This window comes from Ruegeria sp. AH7 (assembly GCF_056541325.1).
The window spans coordinates 346,979-361,005 of sequence record NZ_JBQFYF010000002.1 but is presented as its reverse complement, the minus strand read 5'-3'; the positions used below and the strand labels follow the sequence as shown (position 1 = coordinate 361,005).

Below are 14,027 nucleotides of genomic sequence, written 5' to 3'. Positions count from 1 at the left end.
GGAAGATCACACTATGATTTCAAAAAGCAGACCTGAGAACGGAGTCGAATAATGCGCCTTGTCCTAGCATCCGCAATCGCGTTTCAAGCCTTTGCCTTTGCCCCTGCCGTCCACGCCGCAGGCGGCGACAGCAATCCGCCCAAACCCACGAACACAACCAAGAAGTGCCTGTTCGGCCGGGTGTATGACGAAGCGGCCGGCAGATGCGTAAAGCCGGACAAGAACAAATTCTCGGATGACCAGCTTTATGACGCGGTTCGTGAGCTGGCCTATGACGGCCAGTACAAAAATGCTCAGGGTATTCTGCGCATCATGGATCAGGCCGATGACCGTGTTCAAACCTATTGGGGCTTTACCTACCGCAAGATGGGTGAGCTTGAGCTGGCCAACCTGTTCTATGAAAAGGCCATTGCGGCCAACCCCGATAACATTCTTGCCCGCAGCTATATGGGTCAGGGGTTCGTAGCCGAAGGCAAAACCGATCTGGCCATTGAGCAGTGGCGCGAGATCAAAGCCCGTGGTGGCGAAGGCACCTGGGCCGAGGCTTCGTTACGCGAAGCCATCCAGACCGGTCTGACATACAGCTACTAAGTCCTTTGAACAGCGGCACATCGCCAGCTTCCCGGAAATGCAAAAAAGCATCAGCCGGGACTGGCGATGCGTTTGTTTTGGTGCATCGGGCTTCAGCCTTTCTTTACCCGACTCTCTTTATGCTGACTGCGGAACTGAATTTGGCTCGGCAGGCACATGCAGGATACAAACGCACTGATAAAAATGGCTCCGGGGGCGACGCCACCCGCGGGCACCGAAAGCAGCGCTGCCAAGATCGTCCCCAGATCGCTGAGCAGTTTGCAAAAAGCTGCCGTTGTTGTGCGGCTTTTGCTAAACGAAGGCGCGGATATCCCGCTAGAGGACCTGCCAGACGATCTGCAGGAACGGCTCACGCATCAGCTTGGCCAGATGGGTTTGGTGGATCGGGTCACACTGGATTCCGTGGCGCAAGAATTTGGGGATGCCCTTGATAACGTCGGATTGTCCTTTCCCCATGGGCTGGCCGGCGCGCTGGATGCCATAAACGGTAAGATTGCCCCTGCGACGGCTGCACGCTTGCGCAAGGTTGCCGGTGTTCGCCAGATTGGGGACCCATGGCAGCGTTTGCAGGAAATCCCAGCCGAAGAACTGGCAGAGTTGGCGCAAGCCGAAAGCACCGAGGTGGCCGCTGTCATGCTGTCAAAGCTTGATACGGGTCGGGCCGCGCAGCTTTTGGGCCACCTGCCCGGCCCGGTCGCGCGGCGCATCACCTACGCGATATCAAAAACTGCCAGCGTCACACCCGAAGCGGTGGAGCGTATCGGCTGGTCGCTGGCCTCACAATTGGATCAACGTCCGGCACAAGCCTTTAGCGATGGCCCGGGGGCGCGTGTCGGGGCAATCCTGAACCAATCCGCTGCTGCAACCCGCGACGGTTTGCTGGATGCTTTGGATGCCGAAGATGCCGATTTCGCCAGCGTTGTTCGCCAATCCATCTTTACCTTTTCGCATATCCAGACCCGTATTCAGGCACGCGATATCCCGGCGGTTCTGCGCGAGGTTGAACAACCGGTTCTGATCACCGCCTTGGCAGGCGCTGCTGCAGATGATGACAAGGCATCGGTTGAGTTTCTGTTGTCGAACATCTCCGCCCGAATGGCCGATAACCTGCGCGAAGAAATGGCCGAGCGCGGGCGCGTCAAACAAGCCGAGGCCGAAGAGGCAATGACTCAAATCATTGGCGCCGTGCGCACTCTGGTTGATGCAGGCACGATCATTCTGGTCGAAACCGAAGAGGACGAAGACTAGATCCTTCGCTCGCTGCTTCTAAGGGTCAAACCAACCTGTCTGGCGTCAAGCGTGCTTGAACGCTTGAGATTGCAGGTCCTGACATATATGTCTGACCCCAAAATGCGCAAAACGCGGTGAGACGCTTTCATGCCCGTCGAAAAGTCAAGGCTCAGCCGAAGTGAGCTTGCAAAATACTATGTCGCCAATCTGTTCCTGAAGGGGTTCATCGGCACGATGCGCTTGCTGCCTTACGAGCGGCGCATCGCCACAATGGGCGCAATCGTCCGCGGCCTTGCCCCCATTGTCGGCTTTCGACGTCGGGTTCTGCGTAACCTGAACCTCACCTGCCCCGATCTTTCAGACGCTGAGGCGAAGAAGATCAGTAGCGATGTCTCTGACAATGCCGGGCGCGCAATTATGGAGCATTTTTCGCCCGAGGGGTTCATCGAACGTCAGAAACACGCAAAAATAAGCGGGCCCGGTATCGAAGCCTTTGACGCAGCGATTGCCGAAGGTCGCCCGGTCATGATGATCACCGCGCATTTCGGGCACTATCTGGCTGCACGCGTTGCACTTCAGCATCTCAGCGACAAACCGATTGGCTGCCTGTATCGCCGCATGGCGAACCCCTATTTTAACGATGCCTATGTCGAAGCCTTCTATAAATCCGGCTCGCCGATGTTCGAACAGGGCCGGCGCGGCATGGTGGAAATGGTCAGGTCCCTCAAGAACGGCGGCATCATCGCCATCGTTTCGGACCTGCATTCACAGGGTGGCGAACAGCTGCAGTTTTTCGGAAAACCGGCGATCACATCGGTCTTGAATGCTGAACTGGCGATAAAATACAAAGCCGTCTTGATCCCGTGCTACGCGGTTCGTCAACCCAACGGGCTGGATTTTGAGATCATCCTGCACGACCCCGTTCCGCACACGACCCCGCAAGAGATGACGCAGTTTACCAATAATGATCTGGAACAGATGGTTCGCCAGCATATGGGCCAGTGGTTCTGGATTCACCGCCGCTGGAAACACTGGAAGGGCCTTGGCGTCAGCCCTGAGGAAATGCCCTAATCATTTCACATTGGCGGCGGCGACAATGGGTCCGTGTCCGACTTGCTGCACCAGAACCACGGCCGGGAATTCGGCGCTCAGAGAGGTCTCGAATCTCTGCGGCGCGGTGCCATCCCATTGACCTGCGATCTGCCAGTTTTCAACAACGTTGGCATAGTCCAGTTCATGCCCGGCCAACTCACCCCGACGGATCGAGGCATGCCGCATCGGAGAATACTGAACCACCCGCACATCATAGACCTGCCCATTGGGCAATGCGACTGGGGTAACATCGACCAATATTGCATCCCCATCACGTCGGGCCTGAACCGAAGCCTGGGGCACGGTCGCCAAGTGCGTCTCGATCAACTGGTTCAACTCGCCTGCTTTGGCGCCGACAACATCCTCTTGTCCGTTGATCACCATCTGAGGCGTATAGATCATAGACCGCCCGTCCTGACGCGCATAGGCGCGCTGTCGCAACGTATGATCAGGATCTGCATATTCATCTTTCCAGCCGATATAGTCCCAATAGTCCACATGCAGCGCCAGACCGATCACATCGTCGCGTTTAGCGAGTTCATGCATGATCCGGTCGGCTGGCGGGCAAGACGAACACCCCTGCGAGGTAAACAGCTCAATGACAACCGGATCTTCTTCGGCCGCAGCATGGGTCGCGAGCAGAAGGGCAAGAACGGTTGTTACAACAGTGGCTTTAAACATCGGTAGGCCTTGGCTGGTTGGGCTGTTCAGAAGGTTTAGCTGCTTTGACGTTCAACCTCCAATCAAGGTTTCTTGAAACGCGGTAAGAATACACTTAGATTGCTGTGTACAGTGGTATACAAATATCAAATCAAAAGCGCTGATCACCCTTGAACCGACAGTGCTGGTGATGCAGATAAAGTGTAGCGACCCCATAATCCAAGTCATTTGAGAGGGAGGCCAACAGATGCCAATCAAAGTCGGACAGGACACCGCCAAGACCCGCCGCAGCCTGAGCGTGAATGGCACATCCATTTCCTATTATTCGATCCCTGCGGCGCAAGAGGCCGGTCTCGGCGATTTCTCGAACCTGCCCGCCGCGTTGAAAGTGGTGCTCGAAAACATGCTGCGGTTCGAGGATGAGGGTTTCTCGGTCTCGGTTGATGACATCAAAGCCTTCGCCGAATGGGGTGCGAATGGGGGCAAAAACCCGCGAGAGATCGCTTATCGCCCTGCCCGCGTTCTGATGCAGGATTTCACCGGTGTTCCGGCGGTCGTCGACCTTGCCGCGATGCGCGACGGGATTAAGGGCTTAGGTGGCGACGCACAAAAGATCAACCCGTTGAACCCGGTCGATCTGGTCATCGACCACTCGGTCATGATCGACGAGTTCGGCAACCCACGCGCCTTTCAGATGAACGTGGACCGCGAATATGAGCGCAACATGGAACGGTACCAGTTCCTGAAATGGGGTCAGACCGCGTTCAACAACTTCCGCGTTGTGCCCCCTGGCACCGGCATCTGCCATCAGGTGAACCTGGAATACCTGGCTCAGACTGTCTGGACCGATACGGATCAGAACGGGGAAGAGGTCGCCTACCCCGACACGCTGGTCGGCACCGACAGCCACACCACCATGGTCAATGGCATGGCCGTGCTGGGCTGGGGCGTTGGCGGAATCGAGGCCGAAGCCGCGATGCTGGGTCAGCCAATCTCGATGCTGATCCCCGAGGTTGTGGGCTTTGAACTGACAGGGTCCATGGTCGAAGGCACCACCGGCACAGACCTGGTTCTGAAAGTAGTCGAGATGCTGCGTGAAAAAGGCGTCGTCGGCAAATTCGTTGAATTCTACGGCGAAGGTCTGGACCATCTGCCGCTGGCGGATCGCGCGACCATCGCCAATATGGCACCTGAATACGGTGCGACCTGTGGCTTCTTCCCCATCGACGGAGAGACCCTGCGCTATATGCGGAATACAGGCCGCGACGAAGACCGCATTGCGCTGGTCGAAGCCTATGCCAAGGAAAACGGGTTCTGGCGCGGTTCGGATTATGCACCGATCTACACCGATACATTGACGCTGGATATGGGCACCATCGTACCTGCGATTTCCGGCCCAAAACGTCCGCAGGACTATGTTGCGCTTACGGATGCCAAAACCGCCTTCACAAAGGAAATGACTGAGACGTTCAAACGCCCGATGGGCAAGGAAGTCGCCGTCAAAGGTGAAGACTACACGATGGAATCGGGCAAGGTTGTGATCGCGTCGATCACCTCCTGCACCAATACGTCGAACCCTTATGTTATGATTGGTGCGGGTCTGGTGGCGCGTAAGGCAGCGGCTCTGGGTCTGGATCGCAAACCTTGGGTCAAGACCTCTCTGGCGCCGGGATCGCAGGTTGTGTCGGCCTATCTTGAGGCTGCTGGCTTGCAGGATGATCTGGACAAGATTGGCTTTAACCTGGTGGGCTATGGCTGCACCACCTGTATCGGCAACTCGGGCCCAATCCAGAAGGAAATCAGCGACGCCATTGCCGAAGGCGATCTGGTCGCCACATCGGTTCTGTCGGGCAACCGCAACTTTGAGGGCCGCATCTCGCCTGATGTACGCGCCAACTATTTGGCCTCGCCGCCGCTGGTTGTGGTCTATGCGTTGGCCGGTACGCTGGATATTGACCTGACTTCGGGCCCCATCGGTCAAGACAAGGATGGCAACGATGTCTACATGAAAGACCTTTGGCCCAGCCAAGCTGAGATTGCGGAACTTGTTCAGGCGACCGTGACCCGCGAAGCGTTCCAGTCTAAATATGCGGACGTCTTCAAGGGCGACGAGAAATGGCAGAGCGTTGAGGTGCCGCAACAAGAAACCTATGACTGGCCGCCAACCTCAACCTATATCCAGAACCCGCCTTATTTCCAAGGTATGGGGGCTGAACCGGGTACCATCTCGAATATCGATGGGGCCAAGGTGCTATTGATCCTGGGGGACATGATCACCACCGATCATATCTCACCCGCCGGATCGTTCGCGACCACCACCCCTGCCGGGAAGTATCTGATCGAACGGCAGGTGCAACCGCGCGAGTTCAACTCGTATGGATCACGCCGCGGCAATCACGAGATCATGATGCGCGGTACCTTTGCCAATATCCGCGTCAAGAACGAGATGCTGGATGGCGTTGAAGGCGGGTACACGAAAGGACCTGATGGCCAACAGACCTCGGTCTATGAGGCGTCGATGGCCTATCAGGAACAGGGCACGCCCTTGGTGGTATTCGGCGGCGAGCAATATGGCGCGGGCTCGTCCCGCGACTGGGCAGCCAAAGGGACCGCCTTGTTGGGTGTGAAGGCCGTGATCGCGGAAAGCTTTGAGCGCATCCACCGGTCAAATCTTGTTGGCATGGGTGTTATTCCGCTGGAATTCACGGGCGGGGACACACGCAAAACACTGGGCCTGAAAGGTGATGAGACAGTGTCGATTCATGGGTTGGATACGGTCGAGCCGTTGCAAGAGGTACCCTGCACGATAACCTATGGCGATGGGTCCGAGAAGACCATCACCCTGAAGTGCCGGATCGATACCGCGCCCGAGATTGAATACATCGAAAATGGCGGTGTGTTGCATTATGTGTTGCGAAATCTCGCCAAGGCTGGCTGAGGCCGCTTTGTTCGTGGCCGTAAAAGGACGCCTACGGGCGTCCTTTTTGCATTTTTTAGCGAGGCTCTGCCTCGCGCTCCGAGGTATTTACGAACAGAAGAAGTTGAATATCGCCCATAATCCGGGTCTGGTCAGCGCAAGGAGGCTGGTATGGATAAAGTGGCATTGATAACAGGCGGCGCGCGCGGAATTGGGCGCGCAATTGTCGACGAATTGCGCGGCGACCACCATGTGGCGTTCACTTGGTTGGCGAGCGAACCCAAGGAGAAAAGCGAGTGTCTGGCCTTGCGTTCTGACCTGACAGCAGAAGGGCAGCCCGAGGCGGTTATACAGCAGGTCATAGAAAAGTTTGGACGTCTCGATCTGATCGTGAACAATGCCGGAGCGGTTACGATGACCCCGAAAGACGTGTTCGATAAGGATGATCACCTCTCAATATTGGACCTGAACCTGCTGGTGCCCGCCGCGTTGCTGACCGCAGCTTTGCCGCATCTGAAGCCGGGCGCCGCGATTGTCAGCATCTCTTCGATGAATGCCGTTCTGCCGCCCAAGGATGCGGTGACCTATGGGGCCAGCAAAGCCGCACTGAACTTGTGGACGCGTGGTATGGCCAAAGAACTGGGGCCCAAGGGTATTCGTGTGAACGCCGTGGCCCCTGGCGCGATCAACATCCCCGAGGCGCCGCGCCCGGATGACCTGACCGCCTTATTCGTCAAGGATACCGCCGTTGGACGCGTAGGCCGGCCAGAAGATATTGCAAAGGCCGTTCGGTTTTTGGCCTCGGATGACGCCAGTTTCATTACGGGTGAAGTTCTGGGCGTTACCGGCGGGTATCGGTTATGAGCCGCCTGCCGCCTGGTCCAGAGCAGGCCGGATCGTGCTTTCGATGACACGCCGCGTGATCGGCCCGGCGAAGCGTAGGATCACGGTACCCTCGCCATCGATCACATAGGTCTCGGGCACGCCGTAGAGGCCCCAATCCAGAGCCATACGCCCCTGCTCGTCTCGGCCTATGCCTGAATAGGGATCGCCTAGTTCTTGCAGAAAGCTTTCGGCATTATCCAGCTGATCTTTGTAGTTGATGCCGTAGACGGGGATGCCTTCGGCAGACAGCGCTTCGAGGTTGGGATGCTCGGCCCGGCAGGGCGCGCACCAGCTGGCCCAATAATTGACCAGCTTAACCTTGCCATCCCTTAGCGTTTCATCGTTGAACAAGGTTTTGCCGGGAAACTCGGTCAGGACGACAGGTGGTGCAGGCTGTCCTTGCCGCGCCGAAGGCAGCGCGTCGGGATCCTCACGGAACATGCCAATCCCGGCAAGAACCGCAAATGCGCCGAAGATCAGGGGTGGCGCGATCATAAGGGGCGAAATCTTAGCCATTGCGCGTCACTCTTTGTTCAACCTTTTCCATCTCGGTCCGTACTTTGCGGCCGCGCATCACGCTGATCGCGACAAGCGCCAGCAGCAAGCCGATTGAAACGGCATAGGACCACAGAACAGTATCTGCATATTTTCCAAGATCGGGGATCATCCGCCCACCCTTTCACGTGCCAGCAGGGCCTTGACGCGCCGCGCGCGGATTTCGGTGCCTGTGCGGTAGAGAACCAGCGCGATGAACAGCAAAACAAAGCCGATGATGCAGATCAGAAGCGGGTAAAAGAAGATGTTACTCACCTTCTCCTCGGTATCTGTGCCTGTGATGGCTCCGGCCCGCATAACGGATGCGCCTTGATGCAGGCCTTGGTTCCAGAAATTCACTGCATAGCGGCTGAGAATGGCGAAGACCGAGCCCACTAGACACAGGACCGATGTCAGGTCGGCCGCCGTATCAGGGTCTTCTATTGCTTCCCAAAGCGCCACATAGCCAAGGTAGAACAGAAACAGGATCAGGAATGAGGTCAAGCGCGGATCCCACGCCCACCAGGTGCCCCACATGGGCTGGCCCCAGATGGCTCCGGTTGCCAATGCAATCAGAGTCATGACAATGCCCACTGGGGCTGCGGCTCGGGCAGCCAGAGCGCTGACATGATGGCGGCGCACCAGCCAGATCAACGAGGTTACCAGCATCATCAGCCAGCAGTTGATGGCCATCAATGCCGCAGGAACATGCAGATAGATGATCTTGACGGTCGATCCCTGTTTGTAGTCGTCGGGCGTGAAGAAAAAGCCCCAGACAAGCCCGACCATCAGACACAATGCTGAGGTGATCCAGAAAAACGGCAAGATGCGTTCGCTGGTGGCAAGAAATTTGCGCGGATTGGCATATTCCCAAAGGGCGTTGGCTCTGGCTGCGATTGTCATGGCTGATATCTAGTCTGAAACCGGCAGTTTCTCAATTGACCTCCGTCAAGAATGTGGCGCTTCACCGCAGATTGATCCGTAGCACAGCCGCGCTGGCAAATGGCAGCAAGGCAATCGTGGCGGCGGTAATCCCGGCCAGCATCAGCAGCGGGGTCTGTGTGTCCATTCCGGTCGCACCGCGACGGGCGACCTCTGCCCCGAAAATCAGAGTCGGAACGTAGAGCGGCAGCACCAAGAGCGAAAGAAGTAACCCCCCACGTTTGAGACCAACGGTCAAGGCCGCGCCGAAGGTGCCGATCACGCTCATGGCCGGGGTGCCCAGCAGCAGTGAGATCACCAGCCCAAAAAAGCCCGGTGCTGGCAGGTTCAGCAAGATGCCTAGAAAAGGCGCAGCCAAGACCAATGGCAAACCCGTGGTGATCCAATGTGCAAGCGCTTTGATCGACACAATGGCTTCGAGCGGCAACGGGGCCGTTGCGAGAAGATCCAGTGATCCATCCTCCCAATCCAACGCGAGGAGACGGTCGAGCGAAAGCAGACAGGCCAGGAGCGCACCGAGCCATAGAATGCCGGGTGCGATGGTGGACAGCAGCGCCGACTGCGGGCCAACTGCAAAGGGCACCAGAACCGTCACGATCAGGAAAAAGGCCAGCCCCAGACCAAAGCCGCCCCCGGCCCGGAAGGCCAGTTTCAGGTCGCGCAGCAGCAGAGCGATCACAGGAACCCTCCGTCCAGGTCATCGGTCAGGTCAAGACGGGCTTTGTAGGGACCGACATCCAGTATTTCAGCTTCAAGACCCAGATCGATATGGGTGGCGATCAGGGCGGAGCCGCCCTGCCCCAGATGTCTTTGTACGGTACACGCGAACATTTGCACCGCGCTTTGGTCCAGGGAAACGGTCGGCTCATCCAAGGCCCAGATGGGTCGGCCCGTCACCAACATGCGCGCCAAGCCCAGCCGCCGTTTTTGGCCTGCTGACAGATTGCCCGCGTGGCGATCTGCAAGCGCGTTCAGCTGAAAGGCATCCAATGCAGGCTGGATGTCATGCGTTCCGAAGACCGCAGCCCAAAAGGTGAGATTCTCGGTCACGGTCAGAGTTGGTTTCAACCCGTCTGAATGGGAGGCGTAGGCAATCTGATCCTCGGCCCCGTCGATACGCCCGGACAGCGGTGGTTGCAGACTGGCCAAAGTGCGCAGCAGCGTTGTCTTGCCGATGCCGTTGGGCCCGCGAAGGATCAGTGCCTGACCGGGGGCAAGCGAGAAGCTCAGCCCTTCGAGCACGGGAATGCCGCCGCGTGCAATCGCCAATTCTGTCACCGTGAGTGTCATGTCCATCGCTTATCTGATTGGAGAGGCGGGCAAAAGGATGGATTTGCCGCAGGGTTCATAGGCCAGTTCATATGGTGAGTGCGGGAGCGAGAGGCCAGCCTCTCGCGCTCTCCGGGATATTTTTGGCCAGATGAAGGGGGATCCGCTTACACGGGGATCAGGGCGAGCGCGATGCGGCGGCCTTCGGAGAGCAGCACGTTATAGGTGCGGCATGCGGCGGGTGAGTTCATGATCTCGACGCCAAGGCCCGCCTCTTCCAAAGCGTTGCGCAGGTCTGCTGGAATATGGGATAGCTCAGCGCCTGTACCGATGAAGAGCACATCGACCGTGTCGGCAAGCGCGAGCAGCTCAGCGACCTCGGAATACCCGCCCCAGGGTGTTGTTCCTGTTGGTCCGGTCAGGACACCGCCGTGATGCACCTGTCCACCAATACGAAAAAAACCGGGGCCATAGCCATCGACAGGCTGGGCATTTGTATAGGTAATCTCATTCAATCGCATGCGTGTCTTTTACCCCCAAAGCGGCAGGCCGGACAAGGCGGCAAAGGCAATCGCCAGATAGGCTGCGTTGCGGTAGATGCGCTCGCGCTCAGGTCGGAATAGCCAGCCGCCCAGCCAATTGCCCAGTAGGTTTGGTATCGCAAGCGCAAGCCCCAGACCTGCGGTTGCATAGGTGACTTGCCCCATTGCCGTCAAAAACCCCAGCAGCAGGAAGTCGAACGCTAGAAGGAACAACAAGATGGTTGCCCGGATCACCTCGACCGGCAGCGGGCGTGACATATAAAAAAGAATGACAGCTGGCCCCGGGAGGCCCGCAACGCCGCCCAGGAAACCCGCTGCGGCACCGATCGCGTTGACCATCATGTGGCTGACGTGACCGTGATAGCGCAGGCCCAGGATCAAGATGGCTAGCATGGCCAGCGCAAGGCCGCTGACCGCGTAGCGGAACACATCCGGGTCGACTTGGGTAAGAAGCCACAGGCCTACGGGCAAGACCAAGGCGCAGCTTATTACCAAGCGCCACAGGTCGGCCTGATTCACAGACACCCAAGCCCTTCGCAGGTTGGGCAAAGGGCCGAAGACATCCATGATGGTTAAACCGATCAGGGCACCAAACGGACCCAAATGCGGCGTTGCAAGGGGAAGGAAGATCAGCGCAGTTCCAAAACCTGAAAACCCGCGCACAACGCCGCTGAGACCTGCGGCAAAGACAATGATGGCCAGCCCCTGAGGGGACTGGCCGAAAAGCTCAGGCATCCACGTTGGCAAACTGGTTGCCCGCGTTGTTTGATGGCTTGGACCAGTCTCGCTTAACCCCCAACCACAACAGGATGGTTGAGGCCACGAAGACCGACGAATAGGTCCCCACGATCACGCCCCAGATCATCGCGAAAACAAAACCGCGGATCACGTCACCGCCCAAAACATAAAGCGAAATCAGCGCCAGAAGGGTGGTAACCGAGGTCATCACCGTCCGGCTAAGCGTTTCGTTTATCGAGATGTTGAGCACCTCTTTGAGGTCTTTCTTTTTGTATTTCCGCAGGTTCTCGCGCACCCGGTCGAACACGACCACGGTATCGTTCAGCGAGTAGCCGACGATGGTCAGCAGTGCAGCGATGATGGCCAGATCAAAGCGGATTTGGAGTTCCGAGAAGATACCGATGGTCAGGATCACATCGTGCACAAGAGCCGCGACCGCGCCCAGTGCGAATTGCCACTCAAAGCGTAGCCAGATGTAGACAAGCACCGCCCCGATGGCCAATGCCACGGCGATGATCGCCGTTTGGATCAATTCGCCAGATACCTTCGGGCCGACCGATTCGACTGAGACAAACTGGATATCCGGGATCACGGTTTTTAACGCCTCTTCGACGGCGGTGATTGTCGCCGCCTCAACCGCTTCGGCATCAGCCTGCGCCTGAATGCGGATCATCGCAACGTTTTCGTCCGGGCCAAAGGTCGGATCAAAAATCTCGGTGATCGTCACATCGCCAAGCCCCAAAGGCGCGATGGCATCGCGATAGGTGCCCACGTCAATTTCAACCGCACTTTGGGTCCGAATGGTCGTGCCACCGCGGAAGTCGATACCAAAGTTCAGCCCCTGCAAAAGGAAAGAGGTGAAGGCGATGACCATCATCAGGCCCGAGATACCCAGCCAGAGCTTCCAGCGGCTGAAGAAATCGAACGAGGTGTTCTGGGGTACGAGTTTCAGTCTCATGTCAAACCTCGATCGTTTTCGGGCGGCGGCGTTCGAACCAGATCACAACCAACAGTCGCGTGACGAAGATCGCCGTAAAGACCGAGGTCAGAATACCCAACCCCAGTGTAATCGCGAATCCGCGTACCGGCCCGCTGCCCATGGCAAACAGGATCACGGCGGTGATGAACGTGGTGACGTTGGCGTCCACAATAGCTGACAGCGCCTTTTCATAACCCAGCTCGATCGCGCGTGCCGGGCCTTTAGCGGATTTCAGTTCTTCTCGGATTCGTTCAAAGATCAGCACGTTGGCGTCAACGGCCATACCAACTGTTAGAACTATGCCCGCGATGCCTGGTAGAGTTAATGTAGCTCCGATGAGGGATAGAAGGCCGAACAGAAGGCCCACGTTGATGATGAGCGCGACATTGGCGAAGAGACCAAACAACCCGTAGCTGAGCGCCATGAAGGCCAGCACTGCCACAAATGCCACAATGGTTGCGACCTTACCTGCATCGATACTGTCTTGGCCCAGCTCTGGTCCGATTGTGCGTTCTTCCAGAAAGACCAACTCTGCCGGCAGGGCACCCGCGCGCAGCAAGATTGCAAGGTTAGTGCTTTCCTCAACGGTGAAATTTCCGGTGATGATCCCAGACCCACCCGGGATATGGCTTTGGATAACAGGGGCCGAGATGACCTCATCATCCAGCACAATCGCGAACGGCGCGCCGATATTGTCGCGAGTGTAGTCACCAAACTTCCGGGCGCCCGAAGTGTTAAAGCGGAAGCTGACAGCCGGGCGGCCATTTTGGTCAAAAGAGGGCTGCGCATCCACCAGTTCCTCACCGGTAACCACCGGGGCGGATTCGATGATGTAGAAGATACCGTTTTCATCAATCGACGGCACCACCTCTTGACCGATGCCAGCGACGGCATCTGGATCGGTGCCGCGATTGATCACGGGGTTAAAGGTCAGCTGCGCCGTGGTTCCTATAATATCCTTCAGCTCTCCAGCGCTGCCGATCCCCGGCACCTGGATCAGGATACGATCCGAACCCTGACGTTGGATGGTTGGTTCACGCGTACCAACCTCATCAATCCGGCGGCGCACGATTTCCAGCGCCTGACGTACCGTTCGGTCATCCGAGGCAAGCTTCTCGGCTTCAGACAGTTGAACGACGATCGTGTCCCCATCGGCGCGGGCTTCAATATCCGTGGCACCAACCCCGGTTAGGGTTTGTACCTGACGGGCAAGCCCTCGAACAACCTCAAGCGCGCGGGGCATGCCTTCGGGCTGACTGATGCGCACACGAATCTCACCGGGTGCTGCGTCCTGCCTGCGGATCGTACCCACTGTGGACCGTTCATCCCGCAACGCGTCGCGGATTTCCGGCCACATCGCCTCCATCCGCGCTTCGTAGACATCTTCTACCTTTACCTCGGCCAGCAGATGCGCGCCGCCCCGAAGATCAAGGCCCAGATTAACTAGCGAAGATGGCAGCCAGTTCGGCCATAACGCGGCCTCGGCCTGATTTTCTGGCGTATCCGCGCCCAGCTCAATCGCAGCTTTGGCGTCGTTCGAAAGCTCGACCCGAGTATAGAAAGCATTCGGCAGGGCCATGAGCAGGCCGATCACGCAGACCAGCCAGATCAGAACCCGCTTCCAGGTATCAATTTGCAGCATTACCCT

General features: G+C 57.6%; 15 protein-coding genes. 5 read left to right on the top strand and 10 right to left on the bottom strand.

Annotated features, from left to right (window positions below; genetic code table 11):
- The first annotated feature begins 51 nt into the window (after nt 1-51).
- The 3 genes from ACR0JX_RS06315 to ACR0JX_RS06305 all read left to right on the top strand — a co-directional run bounded on the left by ACR0JX_RS06315 (nt 52) and on the right by ACR0JX_RS06305 (nt 2,892).
- Nucleotides 52-591, top strand: coding sequence for a tetratricopeptide repeat protein (locus ACR0JX_RS06315; RefSeq protein WP_353006402.1), 540 nt, complete (start codon nt 52-54; stop codon nt 589-591).
- A gap of 156 nt (nt 592-747) precedes the next feature.
- Nucleotides 748-1,839, top strand: a complete 1,092-nt coding sequence (locus ACR0JX_RS06310) for a flagellar motor switch protein FliG (RefSeq protein ID WP_480542369.1) — start codon at nt 748-750, stop codon at nt 1,837-1,839.
- 129 nt (nt 1,840-1,968) lie between these two features.
- Entirely contained in the window at nt 1,969-2,892 is a 924-nt protein-coding gene (locus tag ACR0JX_RS06305; RefSeq protein ID WP_480542367.1) for a lysophospholipid acyltransferase family protein, read from the top strand.
- Here the strand turns inward: ACR0JX_RS06305 and ACR0JX_RS06300 are convergent, their stop codons facing one another.
- Nucleotides 2,893-3,594 carry a DUF1223 domain-containing protein gene (locus tag ACR0JX_RS06300; protein ID WP_480542365.1) on the bottom strand — a complete coding sequence of 234 codons (702 nt, stop codon included), beginning with the start codon at nt 3,592-3,594 and terminating at the stop codon, nt 2,893-2,895. It lies immediately after the preceding gene.
- Nucleotides 3,595-3,820: 226 nt separating this feature from the next.
- Between ACR0JX_RS06300 and acnA the strand changes: the two genes are divergently transcribed.
- Together acnA and ACR0JX_RS06290 are read left to right on the top strand one after the other, a co-directional pair.
- On the top strand, nt 3,821-6,511 hold the full coding sequence (gene acnA / locus ACR0JX_RS06295) for an aconitate hydratase AcnA (RefSeq protein ID WP_480542363.1): 2,691 nt from the start codon (nt 3,821-3,823) through the stop codon (nt 6,509-6,511).
- A 150-nt stretch (nt 6,512-6,661) separates the two neighbouring features.
- Complete coding sequence (locus tag ACR0JX_RS06290) at nt 6,662-7,354, top strand: SDR family NAD(P)-dependent oxidoreductase (protein WP_480542361.1); 693 nt, start codon at nt 6,662-6,664, stop codon at nt 7,352-7,354.
- Here the strand turns inward: ACR0JX_RS06290 and ACR0JX_RS06285 are convergent.
- The 9 genes from ACR0JX_RS06285 to secD form a co-directional block, all read right to left on the bottom strand.
- Nucleotides 7,349-7,891 carry a DsbE family thiol:disulfide interchange protein gene (locus ACR0JX_RS06285; RefSeq protein WP_480542359.1) on the bottom strand — a complete coding sequence of 181 codons (543 nt, stop codon included), beginning with the start codon at nt 7,889-7,891 and terminating at the stop codon, nt 7,349-7,351. The two genes, ACR0JX_RS06290 and ACR0JX_RS06285, sit on opposite strands and share 6 nt — an antisense overlap.
- Nucleotides 7,884-8,042, bottom strand: a complete 159-nt coding sequence (gene ccmD, locus ACR0JX_RS06280; RefSeq protein ID WP_480542357.1) for a heme exporter protein CcmD — start codon at nt 8,040-8,042, stop codon at nt 7,884-7,886. The genes ACR0JX_RS06285 and ccmD overlap by 8 nt, the downstream gene beginning before the upstream one ends.
- Nucleotides 8,039-8,812 (bottom strand): heme ABC transporter permease, encoded by a 774-nt coding sequence (locus tag ACR0JX_RS06275; protein ID WP_480542355.1) that lies wholly within the window; start codon nt 8,810-8,812, stop codon nt 8,039-8,041. The genes ccmD and ACR0JX_RS06275 overlap by 4 nt, the downstream gene beginning before the upstream one ends.
- Before the next feature lie 61 nt (nt 8,813-8,873).
- The gene (gene ccmB / locus ACR0JX_RS06270; RefSeq protein ID WP_480542353.1) at nt 8,874-9,530 is read right to left on the bottom strand and encodes a heme exporter protein CcmB; all 657 of its coding nucleotides are present in this window, start codon (nt 9,528-9,530) and stop codon (nt 8,874-8,876) included.
- Complete coding sequence (gene ccmA, locus ACR0JX_RS06265) at nt 9,527-10,141, bottom strand: heme ABC exporter ATP-binding protein CcmA (RefSeq protein ID WP_480542985.1); 615 nt, start codon at nt 10,139-10,141, stop codon at nt 9,527-9,529. The genes ccmB and ccmA overlap by 4 nt, the downstream gene beginning before the upstream one ends.
- A gap of 146 nt (nt 10,142-10,287) precedes the next feature.
- Nucleotides 10,288-10,641 (bottom strand): Mth938-like domain-containing protein, encoded by a 354-nt coding sequence (locus tag ACR0JX_RS06260; protein WP_480542351.1) that lies wholly within the window; start codon nt 10,639-10,641, stop codon nt 10,288-10,290.
- Between the two features lie 9 nt (nt 10,642-10,650).
- Nucleotides 10,651-11,397, bottom strand: a complete 747-nt coding sequence (locus tag ACR0JX_RS06255; protein WP_480542349.1) for a TSUP family transporter — start codon at nt 11,395-11,397, stop codon at nt 10,651-10,653.
- Nucleotides 11,390-12,358 (bottom strand): protein translocase subunit SecF, encoded by a 969-nt coding sequence (secF, locus tag ACR0JX_RS06250; RefSeq protein WP_480542348.1) that lies wholly within the window; start codon nt 12,356-12,358, stop codon nt 11,390-11,392. The genes ACR0JX_RS06255 and secF overlap by 8 nt, the downstream gene beginning before the upstream one ends.
- Nucleotide 12,359: 1 nt before the next feature.
- Nucleotides 12,360-14,021: a protein translocase subunit SecD gene (secD, locus tag ACR0JX_RS06245; RefSeq protein ID WP_480542346.1), complete on the bottom strand. Its 1,662-nt coding sequence runs from the start codon at nt 14,019-14,021 to the stop codon at nt 12,360-12,362.
- Nucleotides 14,022-14,027: the final 6 nt, after the last annotated feature.